Source organism: Pseudomonas sp. KCJK8993 (genome assembly GCF_046230915.1).
In the GTDB taxonomy this organism is placed as follows: Bacteria; Pseudomonadota; Gammaproteobacteria; order Pseudomonadales; family Pseudomonadaceae; genus Aquipseudomonas; species Aquipseudomonas piscis.
Window position 1 is genome coordinate 1 of sequence record NZ_JBJJLO010000067.1, and the last position, 16875, is coordinate 16875.

The following is a 16875-nucleotide window of genomic DNA, read 5'->3' on the forward strand; positions in this document are numbered from 1 at the left end:
GAGTGGGGTGTTGGTGTGAGGCATGTATTGCACAGCCCTGGGGCTGCGGGCCAATAAGTCGAGGCCACCAATGCTTACTGTAGGAGCAGCCGGTGGACGCTTGATTGCTCGCGATGGTCGTTAACGGTGACCGTGGATTGACTGGATAGACGCGGCGCTCTTAAGCGCCATGACGGCTGTCGAGTGTCGACTGGTCTCAGCCAAAGCGACCAAGTAAGCGATCAAGTAACCGACTAAGTAGCTCGACTGCTGTGGGGCCTGAACGGCGAATGAACCTGCTTGCCAGATTCCGTCCTATCTAGCACTTGCACTCGATTCAATCGTCCGGTATCTGCTTTACCCACTAAAAGGGCATCGCAGTTCAATATCGGCTCTGAATCAGCAAACAGGGAGAAACACCAATGGCCGTATGGCTGGTCCGGGCGGGCTCCGCAGGAGAATTCGAAGACAAATTTATCAGTGAGAGCCGTGTCTATGTGACGTGGGATGAACTGGATGTGGATCTGAGTGCGTTCAAGCAACGAGACCAGATAAAGACCGAACTGGCAGCACGCTACCCGGATGCAAAACCCAGAACACTGCAAAACTGGAGCAGCCAGATTTGGCCTTTCGCTCAGCGCATGCAGGCGGGGGATCTGGTCGTACTGCCACTCAAAACTCAGCCGGTGGTGTATATCGGCAAGCTGGTCGGCGATTATCAATTTGCTATCGATGGCCTCGATCCATTTTTCCACTGGCGAGCGGTTGAATGGATTGGCGAAGCAATTCCCCGCTCCAATTTCTCCCAGGACCTGCTCTACAGCTTCGGCGCGTTCATGACCATCTGCCGAATCCAGCGCAACAACGCGGAGGAGCGCATTCGCTCTATGGGCAGGAATGGCTGGCAGCCCGAGACGTTGCAGCAATTGGTCTGTGATACGGCTACTGCCTCTGATGAAGTGGCTGTCGAGGAAGCCGAAACCGATCTGGAGCGTACTGGTAAAGACCATATCGTCCGACTGATCGAACGACGCTTTAAAGGTCATCGCCTGACCACTCTGGTAGCAGCGATTTTGCGGGCGCAGGGCTTTAACGTTTGGCAAAGCCCGGAGGGTGCCGATGGTGGTGTTGATGTGCTGGCCAGTAACGGTGTGATGGGTTTTGGTGGGCAGGCGATTTGCGTTGAGGTGAAGTCGGGCACCGGCTTAGTGGATCGTCCGACTGTCGACAAGCTGCTGGGGGCGATGAGTAAGTTCAATGCCAGCCAAGGGCTTTTCGTGGCATGGGGTGGTTATCGCGGGAATGTGCAGAAGGAGCTGGCGTCTAGCTTTTTCCGGTTGCGGTTGTGGAATCAGGATGATCTGTTGGATCAGCTGTTTATGTATTACGACCGGTTGGATGAGAGTATTAAGTCGGAGCTGCCGCTTAAGAGGATTTGGACGGCAGCATTGGCGGAGGATACTTAAAATCTATACAAAAATATCTGGAAGTTCTGAGAGTGTTGCTAAAAAGTTAGTGATTAGTACCCCATAGATATTCCTGAATATCTATGGGGTAGGTGTAGTCTTTAGTGTGGGCCCAAGAACCGATCACCATTGAAATGGATCATGTGAGTAGGCGCATCTGCAACCCATACCTCAGTCTCCCAAGCAAGTACCGACAGATACTTCACCATAGTTTTACGATCTGGGAAGGCGCTCACATATACAAGTCCAGCTGTAGCAGCAGAAAATAATTTGGCTAGTTCGCTATGACGTTTTCCGTCTACGGGACCATGGGAAGTCACAGATTCGATAAGCAGAAGCCAATCCTTAGCTGGCCAGTAGAGAACTACGTCGGGGAGCTTTCCTTTCCGATCTACTACCACTCCCAGTTCGGCTAGTCGTTTCTTTTCAAAAAAATCCTCTTTAGCCCCGGTATCCCCTAGATAAATAACCTCGGCCCCCGGTGCAAACCTAGGCCCAAACTCAGTAACAATGTCGTGAATCAACTGGCTGTGTGCGCCAGGGCTAAGTTTTATTTCGGTATTTCCATTTATAGTTAGTGGAATAAGTTCCATTTCTCTGCTCATGGCGTATTGAGAAATAAGGGTAGGAGAATCCTCCAGCCAGTTGGCTATGGCCTGATCCCAGTCTGGGGTGCCGTACGTCATTAATACGTGAAATAGTTCAAGAGAAATTTGATAGCACGCACTAGGAGAGTTTACCGGGCGGTCGGGTTTGTCAGGGTTGTATAGGCATAAACCTGCGTCAACGAACTGATGAAGTGTCTGTCGGCGGAAGGTCTCACGCGTATTTGGGGCATATTCCTTGCCGTAGTTATCTTTAACCCAAGTCATGATTGGCGTGACGCCCAAGAGCGGACGTTTCAAGTCGCTCCATAACCCGCTTGGTGGCAGATCTATTAATGCTAATAATGTAAGGGCTGTTCGTTCATTTTGTTGCGCTCTCGGCAGTCCTAGAGAGACTAATATCTTTAGAGCGTCATCAATCTTCTCTTGGGCATTCAGCGGATTATCACGTTCTCCGGTCATTCGAAATATCTCTTCATCAATGAATTTGTCGATTTCCGCTTGTGTTGGAACATTGTCGCCTACACGCGCGCCCAGTCTGAGTAAAGAATCCCTCGATGGATAATTAAGGTTTTTTAGGTCAGTGGCATTTACTTGGGTATGACCACCAAAATTCCTATAAAATTTATCGAGTAACGTACTATTGAGATAGACGAAGAGTCCGCGAGCAAATTTTGAATCAATACCTGACTTGTTGAAGTGGAAGACGTTTAAACCATTATCCAGTCCAATAAGTTCTCCTGGTAGGGATTCTTCGTATATTGTTGCGGTGATACGCCGTTTTTCTTCTTTTGAACTAAAGCGTCTTACAAATATAAAGGAGCCTTTGTTTGCCCAGAGTGACTTTTTCGTAATGGGCGTGACTTCAATTGCGTTAGGTTTTTTTCCTTCTTTTGGCCAGTTTACAATCAAGCCTAAGTGGCTGGGATTAAGTAATGGCACAGATGTTTCATCTAATGAGTCTCTTAGCTGATCTTTGGCGCGAAAGCTTACAACGGGCCCTGTCGATACGTTAACGTCTAGATCTTTCAGTGTCGATGTAAAGGCTGATAGCTTTTTGATTACAGCCAAGTCTCTATCATTAGCTGCAATGTGGAAAAATTTCTCCTTGTCATTAGGGTAGACGATACTTCCAAAGTCGACTGTTCGTATCGTCATATCTGATACTGTTACAGTGCCTGACTCCTCATCGATATGGAAATCCGATGTTGGGCTTGAAGTAATGGTGACGTCCCCTTGTGCCTTTCCTTTTGTTAAATGAATGATGATGTTTTCCTGAAGAACTTCATCTTCAGAAAAAGCAATGTTTCGGCTGTCAAAGATATGAATGTGGTTGATTGCGCTTGTTTGGATGATTAGCTCGCGAAACGCCTGGTAGTAGGGGCCATTGCAAAATGATCTGGGAATGATTGCAATAAGTTCGCCTCCAGGAAGAAGCTGCTTCAAGGCTAATGCAACAAAACCCGAGTATAGGTTTACTGTTTCAATTCCTGCCAAGCGTAGAAGTTTCCTGTGGGCGCTTGTGGCGGATATTTTTTTATACGGTGGATTCATTAACACGTGAGTGTATTTTTCTTCTAGTCGAAATAGATCGTCAGTAAACGCACTATGTATAAAATCTAGTTTTTTAAGTGTGAAGCTGGAGAGTATGGATTCACTAGCAAGGGCACTCTCGCAAACGTCAAGGCTTCGCTTTAGATAAGGGTGGATAATTGGTTCTATCTCAAAGGCGTCAACAGAGATTGAGTTTGTTTGAGATCTGCTAATTAGTTCGTCGGTAAATGCAGCTGTCAACGAACCTGGTCCGGCGCCAGGGTCAAGTAACTTAACTTTTCCTTGTATGTTTTTAAACATGCTAGCCATGTATAGGGCAATGGATTGTGGTGTGAAGAACTGTCCTAGCGAAGCTTTGGTTTTTGGGTTTAATTTGGAATTTGCTTCTGATCTAAAACTTTCTACTTCAGTTAGTATGCTCAATTTTACACGCGCCAGCTTAAAAATATTTGCCATTTTATCATGCTTCTCTATTGGATGCATGTAGTAGTTGTTTTCAATAAATCCTATGCTGGGGGAGCATTGTTGGTGGGCTCTTAAATCCCGCTTCATGAATGGTGAACCTCTAGAGGCGAAGCCGTTCGCTGAACTAAATAGTTCCAAGATTTAAGAAGGCCGGCATTTCACCGGCTTTCTTTGACTATAGATCGCAGACTAAAAAATACGTATTTCAATCACGCTCAACACATCTCGCACATCCTGTAATAGCAACCGGGCAGTATTACTTACCGTATCTATGTCCTTAGTGCTTGAGTCTCGCAAGGTAATACAAGTCATCAGATTCAAATAGTTGAGTACGGTATGCAAACGCTCGCTGGCGCATGCATGCAGATCTGCCAGCGGGGCGTGGCTGTCGACAAACAGCACTGGTCCATCACTGGCGATCGGGGTCAGGGGAATAAAGCGTTCAGAGTGATCCTGGAAATTCATGGTGTCGTCCTTTTCAAAAAAATAGAAAAGTTGCCACCTACTGCTGCGAATCAATGGGGTGGCAGCTGTACGCGGGTTCGCAGACCGAGGAAAAGAGTAAACCCGGCAGGCCCGAAGGCCTCCCACGCACAGCCGCCATAAAGCGAAACGCAGGCGAGTGTGCCTGAGTTGTCATTGACGGTGTAGTTCGACTTTTCCGCTGGGGCTGCGAAACCCCATCACCGGCCAGGCCGGCGACGCCAAAAACTATAGGGAGGCCGCGCACCAGGAACAACGGCGCCGCTGTAGGACGGATCCTGATTTGCGGTAGGGGCGGGCTGAGTTGCTGAGCTTGCCATGCATCCGATGCTGGCTTGCCTTGGCGTAGGTGCGGTGCGCTCCACCCCGCAGCACCAGCTCAATCCCCCAACTCCCCAAACCACTCCACCAGCCGCCCAGCCGCTTGTTGCTTGACCTCCTGATTGATATGCGCCGCCACCGCCGCGATCGACAGGCTCAGCACGCCGAGGTCGTCGGCGTAGCCGATGCCGGGCAGTACGTCGGGGATAAGGTCCAGGGGCAGGACGAAGTAGCCCAGGGCCCCGTAGATGGTGCTTTTGGCCCAGGCCGGGGTTTCTGGGCGTTGGGCGGCGTAGTACAGCCACAGGGCCTTGGTGATCAGGCTGCGGCCGATATGCAGGGCGTAGCGGCCGATCTTGCGCCAGAGGCAGCGGTGGAAGCTTTGTTCCAGGATATGGCCGGTGGACATGGCGGGCTCCTTGCGGGTAACGGGCGCCAGGTCATGGTGGGCGTTGCGTCTGTGCGCTGGCAGCGGAGAGGACTTCCCTGGGAACTGCTGGCGGCCATGGGCGTCGCGTGGGTTGCCCTCAGGCCTGGCGCCAGCCTTCCAGGTAACTGAACAGCCGCATCCCCAATAGCATCGCCAGCATGAACACCCAGGCCTGCCAATGCCCGCTGGGCAGCAGTACCAGCGCCGGGCCGGGGCAGATGCCGGCGATGCCCCAGCCGATGCCGAACACCAGGCTGCCGCCGATCAGGCGGCGGTCGAGGGGGCGTTTGCCTGGCCGTTGCATCGGTGCGCCCAGCAGGGAATGCGAGCGTTGCCGGGCCCAGCGCATGGGCCACCAGGCGCTGGCGATGGCGCCGAGCATCACCAGGGCCAGGGACGGATCCCACTGGCCGGCGAGGTCGAGAAAACCCAGGACCTTGGCCGGATTGGCCATGCCGGCCAGCAGCAGGCCGAGGCCGAACACCAGGCCCGCGGCAAAGGCGCTGAGGCGCCTCATGGCAGTAGCCCCGGCAGGTGACGGGTGACCCACACGGTGGCGAAGCCGGTGGCCATGAAGCACAGGGTGGCGATGATCGAGCGTGGCGCCAGCCGGGAGATTCCGCAGACCCCATGGCCGCTGGTGCAGCCGCTGCCATAGCGGGTGCCGAGGCCCACCAGCAGGCCGGCGCCGATCAGGCCGAGGGTGTCGCTGTGGAATTCCACGGGCGGCAGGGCCGCGAACAGCCCCCACAGCAGCGGCGCCAGCAGCAGGCCGAGGATGAACAGGGCCTTTTCCGCCCAGCCTTCGCCGGCCGGTTGCAGCACGCTGGCCAGCAGGCCGCTGATCCCGGCGATACGGCCGTTGGCGGCGATCAGCCAGCCGGCCGAAAGGCCGATCAACACGCCGCCGGCCAGGGCCGACCAGGGGCTGAAGTGCAGCAGGTCGATGGACATGCCAGGGTTCCTCACGTCAGGAAGAGGGCAGGCCCGCCACAGGCCATCACCCGTGGCGGGCCGGGATGCTTTAGTGGGGCAGCAGGCCCAGGGCGCCGCCGGCCAGGAGCAGGGCGGCGCAGATGCCGGTGACCGCGAACAGTTGCTGCAGCCGTGGCCCGGCCAGGTGGCTGGCGATCTGGCGGCCGAGCACCAGGCCCAGCACCGCGCCGAGGGCGAAGGGTGCGCCCACCGCCCAGTGCATCACGCCGCTGAGGCTGGCGGTCACCACGCTGCCCAGGGACACCAGGGCGATCACCGCCAGGGAGGTGGCGACGATGCTCTTGCTGTCCAGGTTGGTGTAGCGGCTCAGCGCCGGGATGATCACGAAACCGCCACCGACCCCCAGCAGCCCCGACAGCAGCCCGGAGAGCAGGCCGGTGAAGGTCAGCGCCCGGGCGCAGGGCAGGGTCCAGCGCAGCCGGCCCTGGGCCGGGTTGAGCACGCAGGGCTGGAACGCCGGGCGCGGCGCCGGCCGGCCCTGTTTCAGCTCCAGGCTGGCCTTGCGCAGGATGCGCCCGCAGGCGTACAGCAGCACCAGGGCGAACAGCAGGGCCAGTGGCAGGTTCGGCAGGCGGTGGGCCAACCACAGCCCCAGCGGCGCCATGAGGATGCCGATGCCGGCGACGAACCCCGCGGCGCGATAACGCACGATGCCCTGGCGCAAGCAGAGGAGGGCCCCGGCGCTGGCGGCCAGGCCCACCGCCAGCAGGCCGATGGGGGCGGCCTCGACCATGCTCAGGCCGAGGCCGAACACCAGCAGCGGCACCGCGAGGATGCCGCCGCCGGCCCCGGTCAGGGCCAGGATCGCGCCGATGATCGCCCCCAGGCCCGCCCCCAGCAGACTGTGTTCATTCATGCTTGGGCGGTGTCCGTGGCCAGGGTCGGGTGCGCCAGCCATTCGTGGCCCTTGAGCATGCCGCGCCAGTACAGCGGCGGCAGGATCATCTCCTTCAGCCACCAGGCGCGCCGGGTCGGCTGGCGCCCGTCCAGCAGCCAGGCGGGAAAGCTGGGGGCCAGCTTGCCGCCGTAGGTGAACTCGGCGAGGACGATCTTGCCCCGTTCCACGGTCAGCGGGCAGGAGCCGTAGCCGTCGTAATGGGCCAGCCGGGTCAGGCGCTTGAGGGCCACCAGCACGTTGTTGGCCACCACCGGCGCTTGCTTGCGCGCGGCCGCGGCGGTCTTGGCATTGCTGGTGTTGGTGGCGTCGCCCAGGCCGTGGATATTGGCGAAGCGCTTGTGGCGCAGGCTGTGGGGGTCGACGTCGACCCAGCCGGCGGCGTCGGCCAAGGGGCTCTGGCGAATGAAGTCCGGGGCGCACTGCGGCGGCACCACGTGCAGCATGTCGAACGGCCGTTCCAGGGTTTCCTGGGTGCCATCGGCCAGGGTGCGGACGAAGGTCGCGCGTTTGGCCGGGCCGTCCACCGCCACCAGGTTGTGGCCGAAGTCCAGGTCGATGGCGTACTTCTTCACGTATTCCATCAACGCCGGCACGTAGTCGGCGACGCCGAACAGCACGCCGCCGGCGTTCATGAAGCGCGGCTTGATCGCGCCCAGGCGGCCTTGGCGCAACCAGTGATCGCAGGACAGGTACATGGCCTTTTGCGGCGCGCCGGCGCACTTGATCGGCATCGGCGGTTGGCTGAACAGCGCCTGGCCCTGTTGCAGTTGCTGCACCAGCTCCCAGGTGTAGGGCGCCAGGTCGTAGCGGTAGTTGGAGGTCACGCCGTGCTGGCCCAGGGCCTGGGGCAGGCCGTCGATGGCCGCCCAGTCGAGCTTGAGGCCGGGGCAGACGATCAGCTGGTCATAGGCCAGCACGCGCTCGTCGGCCAGCACCAGGGCATTGTGCTCGGGCTCGAAGCGGCTGACCGCCTGGCGCAGCCACTTGACCCCCTTGGGCATCAGCGAGGCCATGTCGCGGCGGGTGGATTCGGCGCTGAACACCCCGGCGCCTACCAGGGTCCAGCCGGGTTGGTAGTAGTGGGTGTCGGCGGGGTCGATGATCGCCACGTCCAGGTAGGGATCGCGGGACAGCAGGCTGGCGGCGACGGCGATACCGGCGGCACCGCCGCCGACGATCAGCACCTGGTGGCTGCCGTCGACGGCACGCGGGGCAGGGTGGATGGGACGCATGGCAAGGTCTCCGTATGGAGTCATCGTTATAGGGTGTTCAGGGGGATCTTCAGGTAGCTCACGCCGTTGTCCTCGGGCTCGGGGAAGTGCCCGCTGCGCATGTTGACCTGCACCGAGGGCAGGATCAGCACCGGCATGTCCAGGGTCGCGTCACGGGCTTCGCGCATCTTCACGAAGCTGTCTTCGTCGACGCCCTGGTGGATGTGGATGTTGTTGGCTCGCTGTTCGGCCACGGTGGTCATGTATTGCAGCTCGCGGCCGTTGGGCAGGTAGTCGTGGCACATGAACAACCGCGTTTGCGGCGGCAACGCCAGGATCTTGCCGATGGAGCGGTACAGGGTCCGCGCGTCGGCACCGGGGAAGTCGCAGCGGGCGGTGCCGTAGTCGGGCATGAACAGGGTGTCGCCGACGAAGGCCACTTGCTCTTCGCCCACCTGCACCAGGTAGGTCATGCACGCCGGGGTGTGCCCCGGGGTGTGCATGGCCCGGGCGGTGAGCTGGCCGATGGCGAATTCGCTGCCGTCGGCCAGCAGCACGTCGAACTGGCTGCCGTCGCGGGCGAACACCGGGGCTTCGTTGAACAGCGCGCCGAAGACTTTCTGCACCCGGGTGATCTGGTCGCCGATGGCCACCTGGGCCCCGAGCTGCTCCTTGAGGTAGGCGGCGGCCGAGAGGTGGTCGGCGTGGACGTGGGTTTCCAGGATCCAGTCGACCTGCGCCTCAAGCTCCCGGACCCGGGCCAGCAGGCGGTCGGCGGACTCGGTGCGGGTGCGGCCGGACTTGGGGTCGTAGTCCAGCACGCTGTCGATCAGGGCGCAGCGGCGCGTGGCGAGGTCCATCACCAGGTAGCTGATGGTCCAGGTGTGGCTGTCGAAAAAGGCTTCTACACGCAGCGTGTCGCTGATGATCATGGGGCACTCCGGCAATGAAGGGCGAGGGCAGTCTGCGCTGCCGCTCCTGCCCTGGACTGTCAATAAACGTGCCAACCCGGCATGGCGCCGGCCGGCACCCGTTACCTGGCGTTCAAGCTCTTCAAGGCCCTGCTCCGGGGCTTTGGACGGGGTGACTGTCACCCGGAAGTGGCAGTGAATTGGCAGTGGGTGGCAGAAAATGGCAGTGGCGAGCGCCTTGCTTTAAGCTTTGGCCATTGCCCTGGAGCCTGTCATGTCCCTGATCGCCACCGACCTTGCCCATTCGCGGATGTCCGCCCTGGTGTCCTACCTGGAGCACGATCCTCAACCGAGCATAGTGCTGGACACCGACTACAACATCATTGCCGCCAACGCGGCCTACCAGCGCCAGTTCGGCGTGGCCGGCAAGCCCCATGTGGGCGCCAAGTGCTACCGGGTGTCCCACCAGTTCGCGGTGCCGTGCGACCAGGCCGGCGAGCACTGCCCGATGCGCAAGGCCCACGACAGCCGGGTGCCGGAACGCATGCTGCACATCCACCACACCCCGCGCGGGCCGGAGCACGTGGATGTGGAGCTGCGGCCGATCATCGATGCCAGCGGGGCGGTGGTGGCCTATGTCGAGCGCCTGAGTTCGGTGGCGGTGGCCTCGGTGCAGCCGCAGCGACAGGGCCTGGTGGGGCGCTCGCCGGCGTTCAACGAAGCCCTTGGCGCCTTGCAGCGGGCGGCGCCGGCGCCGATCCCGGTGCTGCTGCAAGGCGAATCGGGCACCGGCAAGGAGCTGTTCGCCCGCGCCCTGCATGACGGCAGCCCAAGGGCCGGTGGACCGCTGGTGGTGGTGGACTGCACCGGCCTGACCGAGAGCCTGCTGGAAAGCGAGCTGTTCGGTTACGAGAAGGGTGCCTTCACCGGGGCCCTGCAACGCAAGATCGGCCTGGCCGAAGCGGCCCATGGCGGCACGTTGTTCCTCGATGAGATCGGCGAGGTGCCGCTGGCGATGCAGGTCAAGCTGCTGCGGTTGATCGAGTCCGGCAGCTTTCGTCCGGTGGGCAGCCTGCGCACCGTGCATTCGGACTTTCGCCTGGTGGCCGCGACCCACAAGCCGCTCAAGGAAATGGTCGCGGCCGGCACCTTCCGCCAGGACCTGTACTACCGCATCAGCGCCTTCCCGATCCGCCTGCCGGCCCTGCGCGAGCGCAGCGACGACCTGCCGCTGCTGATCGACAGCCTGCTGCGCCGGCTCGACCCGGGGGCGATGCTGCGGCTCGATCCGCCGGCCCTGGAGCAACTGCGGCTGTACGCCTTCCCGGGCAATATCCGCGAGTTGCGCAATATCCTGGAGCGGGCGCGGCTGTTCAGCGACGACGGGGTGATCCGCCTGCAGGACCTGCCGCCGGAGCTGCGCGGTTCCCAGCCTGCGGCCCCGCCGGCCCGGCGTCGCGGCAGCAAGGACCTGGAGCAACTGGCCCACGCCCTGGAAGTGTTCGATGGCTCGCGCGCCGAACTGGCCAAGACCCTGGGCCTGAGCGAACGCACCCTGTACCGCCGGCTCAAGGCCCTGGGCCTGTAAGCCGCTAGATATCGTTTCGTGTAGCCGCTGCCGCAGGCTGCGCACGGGCGCGTAGCGGCCGCCAGGGGGCGATTGGCCGGGCACTGGCTGGAAGGCCCTACGGGCCTTGTCGCAGCTTCGCGGGGTCAGCTGCGGCTACAAGGTGGGGGCGGGCAGGTCGCAGGCCATGACCCACATGCCGATCTGCTCCAGGTCGGTGCTGAAGGGTACTTCGCCGACCTGGCGCAGGCCGGCGCTTTCATAGAAGCGCCGAGCGCCGGCGTTGCTCTTGAGCACATCGAGCCACAGGCAGCGCGCGCCGCCCTGGCTGGCCCGTTGCAACACCTGGTCCAGCAGCAGCCGGCCATGGCCCTGGCCGGCTTGGGACTTGAGCAGGTAGATCTTCTGCAACTCGGCCCCGACCCTATCGCTGCCGGGCATGGGCCGGTTCCAGTTGAGCTTGGCGAAGCCGATGGGTGCCTGCTGCGCGTCCAGGGCCAGCAGCCACAAATGTTCGTGCCGGGCGACCAGGGATTGCTCCAGCACCTGGGGCGCGAAGTCCTGGTCGAGAAAACGCTGCATGCCCTCGGCGCTCCAGATCGAGGCGAAATGCTCGCGGTAGGTGGCGCGGCCTATGGTTTGCAGGGCCTCCAGATCGTGCTGCTCGGCTTCTCGGATGGTGATCATGCTGCGTTCCTTGCCAGGTCGGGGTGGCGCAGCTTACTTCGAGCCAGCGTGCCAGGGCCAGAGTGATGGACCAGAGTGCCGGTGCAATGCCCGGGCACCATGGCGGCGGCCCGTGGTCGTAAAGGCAGTTGCCCTTGTCCCGTGCCCGGCCGTTGCCGTGGCCTTCAGGAGATGCCATGAGCCAGGCCGTACTTGCCACCGAAACCAATCGCCGCCAATTGCAGCAGATCATCTCGGGACTGTCCGACGGGGTGATCCTGATCGAGACCGACAAGGCCAGGAGCCTGCTCTGGGCCAACGAGGCGGCACTGGCCATGCACGGGGTCGGCGAAGTCAGCCAGCTGGGTGCCAATGTCCGGGAATACGCCAAGCGTTATGCCTTGCGCTATCGCAACAACCATCCCCTGGCCCTGGACAGCTACCCCATCAGCCGGGTGGCCGCCGGCGAAACCTTCAGCGATGTGGTGGTGGAGGTCCAGGCCGAGATCGACGGCCAGTCCAGGCATTGGGTGCACCGGGTGCGCAGCATGATCCTCACTGATCGCAGCGGCGCCCCGGAATCGCTGGTGCTGATCCTCAGCGATGCCACCGACTGGGCCAGCGCCGAGCAGCGCTTCGAGAAGACCTTCAGCGCCAACCCGGCGCCGGCGGTGATCTGCCGTCTCAGCGACCTGCGCTACATCAAGGTCAACCAGGGCTTCCTGGAAATGACCGGCTACGCCCGGGACCAGGTGATCGGCCGTTCGGTGTACGAGCTGGATGTGCTGGAGGACGCCGAGCACAGGGACCTGGCCATCGAGCGCCTGGGGCAGGGCGCGACCATTCCGCAGATGCAGGCCGAGCTGCGTCTGCCCGAGGGCGGCAGCAAGCTGGTGATCGTCGCTGGCCAGCCCCTGGATATCAACGACGAAGACTGCATGCTGTTTTCCTTCATGGACCTGGAGCCGCGGCGCAAGGCCGAGATCGCCCTGCGCCAGAGCGAGGAGCGCTTCGCCCGCTCGTTCCGCCTGACCCCGGTGCCGACCCTGGTGTGCAGCGCCGAGCAGCAGATCGTCGACGTCAACGAAGCCTTCCTCAACACCTGCGGTTACAGCAGCGAAGAGTTGCTGGGCAAGACCATCGACAGCATCGGTTTCATCGCCGAGCAGGCCGCGGCCCAGCTGTTGTTCGGCCAGTTGGAGAAGAGCGGCCACGTCATGGGCCAGGACCTCAAGGTGCGCAAGAAGGGCGCCGAGCTGATCGACTGCGTGGCCTACGCCGACACTGTGATCATCCAGGACCAGCCCAGCTACCTGCTGGTGCTGATGGATATCAGCGAGCGCAAGCGTTCCGAGCTGGAACTGGTGGGCGCCATCGAGGAGGTGATGCGCGACGCTTCCTGGTTCAGCCAGACCCTGATCGAAAAGCTCGCCAATGTCCGCAACAGCCGTGGCCCTGGCGCCCCGGGCACGTCCTCGGCCGACCTGACCGCCCGCGAGCGTGAAGTACTGGGGTTGCTCTACCAGGGCCTGGCGGACAAGGAGATCGCCGCCCAGCTGCAGTTGGCCCTCAACACCGTGCGCAACCACGTGGCGACCCTGTATTCCAAGCTCGGCGTGCACAGCCGGAGCGAGGCCATCGTTTGGGCCCGCGAGCGCGGGTTGTTCGCCGGAGCCTTGGGCAATGGATCGCGTTGAACGGGTGCGCATGCACTAGTTCGGCTAGTGCAAATGCGCCTTTTACCAGGCGTTGCGGATTTTTAGTCTGTAAACCTGCGCAGGTTCGCTGTCGCGGCCTGGCGCCCGATCAACCACAGCAAAAGGACAGTCGACATGGCGAGCGAACAGCTCAAGGGCAAGGTGGACAAGGCGGCCGGCAAGGCCCAGGCGATGGTGGGCGAATGGCTGGACGATGAGCCGATGCAGGCGCGGGGCATGGCCCGCGAAGCCGCGGGCCAGTTGCAGCAGCACTACGGCGAGGTGCTGGACCGGGGCTGGCGTTGGGCCCGGGAGCGTCCCCTGGCCAGCGCGGCGTTGTTGGCGGGCGTCGGCCTGCTGGCCGGCCTGTTGCTGCGGCGCCGCTGAGATGCCCGGGGCGATTACCCAGGCGCAGCTACGGGCCTGTATCGAACAGCGCCTGGCGCCACTGGCTTGCAGCTTCACCACGGCGGGTGACGGCACCTTGACCCTGCGGGTGTTCGAGCCCCGCAGCGGCCGGGTCGACCTGGTGGCCAGTGGGCTCAGCCTCAAGGCCCTGCGCAGCGAGGCCGATGTGGCGAAGATGATCGATGAGCTGCTCTATGAGCTGGACAGCAACTCCCTGGGGCGCATCGACCTGACGCCCTGAGCCTGCTCGATGGCGGCGCCGCTGGCGCTGGACTATAAGCAAAGGGTCGCTGGCCGCGCTCGCGGCCGGCCTTGCGAGTCGGCCCCATGTCCGCAGCCTTTCCCCGCACCGATGGTGGTGAACCGTGAACGCCCGGGTCCAGGGCGTGCCCGGCCGTTTGGACAATATCGTCCTGGTGGCGGACCTGGCCGGTACCGCGGTGTTCGCCGTGGAAGGCGCGATCAGCGCCATGCGCGCCCAGCTCGATCTGCTGGGGGTGATGGTGATCGCCTTCATCGTCGCCCTCGGCGGTGGCGTCACCCGTGACCTGTTGATCGGCGCCAGCCCGCCCAAGGCGGTGGCCGACTGGCGCTATCCGGCCCTGGCCCTGGTGATGGGCGGGCTGGCCTTCGTGTTCCATGAAGGGGTGCTGGGGATTTCCGAGCCGCTGCTGATCCTGCTGGATGCGGCGGGGCTGGGTCTGTTCGCCGTGGCCGGCACGCAGAAGGCCCTGAACGTTGGCATCTCGCCGTTCGTGGCGACCCTGATGGGCACCGTGACCGGGGTCGGCGGCGGGGTGCTCCGCGACATCGTGCTGGCGCGCATTCCCCTGGTCTTGCAGGTGGACTTGTACGCCAGCTCGGCCTTCGTCGGCGCGGCAACCCTGATCCTCGCCCGACGCCTGGGGCTGGCGCCCATGGTTTGCGCCTGGCTGGCCGGCAGCGCGTGTTTCGCCCTGCGCATGCTCTCGGTGCACTACGGCTGGCAATTGCCCCGGGCCTGATTGGCGCAGACCGCTTCGTGTAGCCGCTGCCGAAGGCTGCGCATGGGCGCGCAGCGGCCACAGGGGGCAGCGGTTATTCGGTGATCAGGTTGGGGTGGCAGTCCAGGCTCAGGCGGGCGCCGCCGCGTTCGCTGGTGCCGACGTCGAGCTTGAAGCCGTGCAGGTCGACGATCGCCGCAACGATCGACAGGCCCAGGCCGAAGCCGCCCTGGGCGTTGTTTTCGTCGACCCGGTAGAAGCGCCGGAACACCGCGGCGCGCTCCGCCGGGGGAATCCCGGGGCCGGAGTCGAGCACTTCCAGGCGCGGGCTGCCGCCGTCGTCCAGGCCACGCAGGATCACCTCACCACCCGGTGGGGTGAACTTGATCGAGTTGCTCAACAGGTTGGCCAGGGCCTCGAACAGCAGCGCCCGGTCGCCGACCATGCGCGGCAGGCTCGGCGGCACCTCCAGCAGCAGGCTCAGGCGGCCTTCCTCGGCCAGGGGCAGGTAGAAATCATGCAGCTCTTGCAGCAGCGGCAAGGGGTCGAGTTCGAGAAAACCCGAACGGCGCCGACGGTCTTCCAGTTCCGAGATCCGCAGCAACCCGCGAAAACGCGCCATCAGGGTGTCGGCTTCCGCCAGCAGCTGGTCCATCTGCAACGCCTGGGGCGAGCCTTCCTCGGCCTGCTGCTGCAGGCGATAGAGCTGGGCCCGCAGGCGGGTCAATGGGGTGCGCAGATCGTGGGCGATGTTGTCGCACACCCCCTTGACCTCATGCATCAGCCGCTCGATGCGCTCGAGCATGGCGTTGACGATGGCCGCCAGCATGTCCAGCTCGTCGCGCCGATTGGACAGCGGCAGGCGCCGGGTCAGGTCGCCGGCGACGATGGCATCGGCGCTGGCCTGGATCTGCCGGATCCGCCGCAACGGCCGGCGGCGCAACAGGTGCCAGCCGGCCGCGCCGGGAATGATGGTCAGGGAAACCCCCCAGAGCAGGGCGTGGAGGATGATCCGGGTCACCGCGAACAGCGAGCCGTTGTCGCGCACCAGCACCAGCCAGCGGCCGTCGCGGGTCAGGGTGGCCACCGCATCGCAACTGTCCCGGGGCAGGCTCGGGTCGTCGGAGTCGATGCAGTTCTTCAGCTCGTGGATCTGGCCGTCCAGGGGCAGGTCCTCGGGGATCTCGCGGATCGGCCCGCTGAGCGGACGGCGCTGGGCGTCGAATAGGCCGTAGGCGTCGATGGCGCGCATGTCGAAGGTCATGCTGGTGGCGAGGGCCTCCACCAGCTGCTCGCCCTCGAAGCGGGCGAACAGGTGCTGGCGTTGCATCAGCGAGTGCTTGGCCAGGCTGTCCAGGTAGCTGGAGACCTCGTAGTACAGCACCCCCATGAGAATGCAGCTCCAGGCCACGAACAGCGAGCTGTAGAGCGCCAGCAGGCGGCTGCTGGAGGAGCGCCAGCCCTTAGAGGGGTTCAGCGATGACATAACCCGAGCCTCGCACGGTGCGGATCAGCGGGACCATGCCGGGTGGGTCGATCTTCTTGCGCAGGCGGCCGATGTGCACGTCGATCAGGTTGGTCCCGGGGTCGAAGTGATAACCCCAGACCTCCTCGAAGATCATCATCCGCGAGAGGATCTGCCCGGTGTTGCGCATCAGGAATTCCAGCAGCTTGTACTCGGTGGGTAACAGGCTCAGCAGCTGGTCGGCGCGGGTCGCCTCGCGGCTGATCAGGTTCAGCTCCAGGTCCGCCACCCGCAGGCTGGTGTCGAAATCCTTGACCGTGTTCTTGCGCCGCAGCAGCACCTCGACCCGGGCCGCCATCTCGTCGGAGGCGAAGGGCTTGGTCAGGTAGTCGTCGCCGCCGGCGCGCAGGCCGCGCACGCGCTCGTCGACATCGGACAGGGCGCTGATCATCAGGATCGGCGTCGCCACGCCGATGGTGCGCAGGGTGGTGACGATGGCCAGGCCGTCCAGCTCGGGCAGCATGCGGTCCAGGGTGATCAGGTCGTAGTCGCCGCTGACGGCGCGCACCAGGCCTTCGCGGCCGTTGTCCACCCAGTCCACGTCCAGGCCGTGGCTGCTCAGTTCAGCGACGATTTCCCGGGCCGTCACGGCGTCGTCTTCAATGGTCAGAATGCGGGTCATGGGCGAGGCACCTGTTGCAGGGGGTCATGGCACAGGAGGGCATTCTGCCAAGAAACCGCGGCCTGGATTCTAAAAAAACTTTCATCTA

Annotated in this window: 17 protein-coding genes; 6 read left to right on the forward strand and 11 right to left on the reverse strand. The window is 62.4% G+C overall.

Annotated elements, in window-relative coordinates:
- Positions 1 to 401: 401 nt before the first annotated feature.
- Complete coding sequence (locus ACK6AU_RS19950) at positions 402 to 1445, forward strand: restriction endonuclease (RefSeq protein ID WP_409300893.1); 1044 nt, start codon at positions 402 to 404, stop codon at positions 1443 to 1445.
- Between the two features lie 101 nt (positions 1446 to 1546).
- On the opposite strand, the gene ACK6AU_RS19955 is transcribed toward ACK6AU_RS19950, so the two are convergent.
- The 8 genes from ACK6AU_RS19955 to ACK6AU_RS19990 form a co-directional block, all read right to left on the reverse strand.
- A complete protein-coding gene (locus ACK6AU_RS19955; RefSeq protein WP_409300895.1) occupies positions 1547 to 4156 on the reverse strand; it encodes a BsuBI/PstI family type II restriction endonuclease in 2610 nt (869 codons plus the stop codon).
- 102 nt (positions 4157 to 4258) lie between these two features.
- Positions 4259 to 4534 (reverse strand): fructose-bisphosphate aldolase, encoded by a 276-nt coding sequence (locus ACK6AU_RS19960; protein WP_409300897.1) that lies wholly within the window; start codon positions 4532 to 4534, stop codon positions 4259 to 4261.
- A gap of 397 nt (positions 4535 to 4931) precedes the next feature.
- Complete coding sequence (locus ACK6AU_RS19965; RefSeq protein ID WP_409300899.1) at positions 4932 to 5282, reverse strand: YkvA family protein; 351 nt, start codon at positions 5280 to 5282, stop codon at positions 4932 to 4934.
- 118 nt (positions 5283 to 5400) lie between these two features.
- Complete coding sequence (locus ACK6AU_RS19970) at positions 5401 to 5820, reverse strand: DUF6691 family protein (protein ID WP_185701542.1); 420 nt, start codon at positions 5818 to 5820, stop codon at positions 5401 to 5403.
- A complete protein-coding gene (locus tag ACK6AU_RS19975) occupies positions 5817 to 6257 on the reverse strand; it encodes a YeeE/YedE family protein (RefSeq protein WP_185701543.1) in 441 nt (146 codons plus the stop codon). The genes ACK6AU_RS19970 and ACK6AU_RS19975 overlap by 4 nt, the downstream gene beginning before the upstream one ends.
- A 70-nt stretch (positions 6258 to 6327) precedes the next feature.
- Positions 6328 to 7155, reverse strand: coding sequence for a sulfite exporter TauE/SafE family protein (locus ACK6AU_RS19980; RefSeq protein WP_409300902.1), 828 nt, complete (start codon positions 7153 to 7155; stop codon positions 6328 to 6330).
- Positions 7152 to 8429 carry an FAD/NAD(P)-binding oxidoreductase gene (locus tag ACK6AU_RS19985; protein ID WP_409300904.1) on the reverse strand — a complete coding sequence of 426 codons (1278 nt, stop codon included), beginning with the start codon at positions 8427 to 8429 and terminating at the stop codon, positions 7152 to 7154. Before ACK6AU_RS19985 ends, ACK6AU_RS19980 begins: the two co-directional genes overlap by 4 nt.
- A 26-nt stretch (positions 8430 to 8455) precedes the next feature.
- A complete protein-coding gene (locus ACK6AU_RS19990; protein ID WP_185701545.1) occupies positions 8456 to 9340 on the reverse strand; it encodes an MBL fold metallo-hydrolase in 885 nt (294 codons plus the stop codon).
- A gap of 253 nt (positions 9341 to 9593) precedes the next feature.
- Here ACK6AU_RS19990 and ACK6AU_RS19995 point away from each other — a divergent pair, with 253 nt between their 5' ends.
- A complete protein-coding gene (locus tag ACK6AU_RS19995; RefSeq protein ID WP_409300906.1) occupies positions 9594 to 10907 on the forward strand; it encodes a sigma-54 interaction domain-containing protein in 1314 nt (437 codons plus the stop codon).
- A 135-nt stretch (positions 10908 to 11042) separates the two neighbouring features.
- Here the strand turns inward: ACK6AU_RS19995 and ACK6AU_RS20000 are convergent, their stop codons facing one another.
- Entirely contained in the window at positions 11043 to 11573 is a 531-nt protein-coding gene (locus ACK6AU_RS20000) for a GNAT family N-acetyltransferase (RefSeq protein ID WP_185698645.1), read from the reverse strand.
- Positions 11574 to 11749: 176 nt separating this feature from the next.
- Between ACK6AU_RS20000 and ACK6AU_RS20005 the strand changes: the two genes are divergently transcribed.
- From ACK6AU_RS20005 to ACK6AU_RS20020, 4 genes are all read left to right on the forward strand, one after another.
- Complete coding sequence (locus tag ACK6AU_RS20005; protein ID WP_409300909.1) at positions 11750 to 13249, forward strand: helix-turn-helix transcriptional regulator; 1500 nt, start codon at positions 11750 to 11752, stop codon at positions 13247 to 13249.
- A 135-nt stretch (positions 13250 to 13384) separates the two neighbouring features.
- Positions 13385 to 13636 (forward strand): CsbD family protein, encoded by a 252-nt coding sequence (locus ACK6AU_RS20010; protein WP_409300911.1) that lies wholly within the window; start codon positions 13385 to 13387, stop codon positions 13634 to 13636.
- A 1-nt stretch (position 13637) separates the two neighbouring features.
- On the forward strand, positions 13638 to 13898 hold the full coding sequence (locus ACK6AU_RS20015; protein WP_185698648.1) for a DUF1652 domain-containing protein: 261 nt from the start codon (positions 13638 to 13640) through the stop codon (positions 13896 to 13898).
- Between the two features lie 124 nt (positions 13899 to 14022).
- Positions 14023 to 14661: a trimeric intracellular cation channel family protein gene (locus ACK6AU_RS20020; RefSeq protein WP_409300913.1), complete on the forward strand. Its 639-nt coding sequence runs from the start codon at positions 14023 to 14025 to the stop codon at positions 14659 to 14661.
- A 73-nt stretch (positions 14662 to 14734) separates the two neighbouring features.
- On the opposite strand, the gene ACK6AU_RS20025 is transcribed toward ACK6AU_RS20020, so the two are convergent.
- Together ACK6AU_RS20025 and ACK6AU_RS20030 are read right to left on the reverse strand one after the other, a co-directional pair.
- The gene (locus ACK6AU_RS20025; RefSeq protein ID WP_409300915.1) at positions 14735 to 16126 is read right to left on the reverse strand and encodes a sensor histidine kinase; all 1392 of its coding nucleotides are present in this window, start codon (positions 16124 to 16126) and stop codon (positions 14735 to 14737) included.
- Positions 16104 to 16787, reverse strand: coding sequence for a response regulator transcription factor (locus tag ACK6AU_RS20030; protein WP_185698650.1), 684 nt, complete (start codon positions 16785 to 16787; stop codon positions 16104 to 16106). Before ACK6AU_RS20030 ends, ACK6AU_RS20025 begins: the two co-directional genes overlap by 23 nt.
- Between the last annotated feature and the right edge of the window lie 88 nt (positions 16788 to 16875).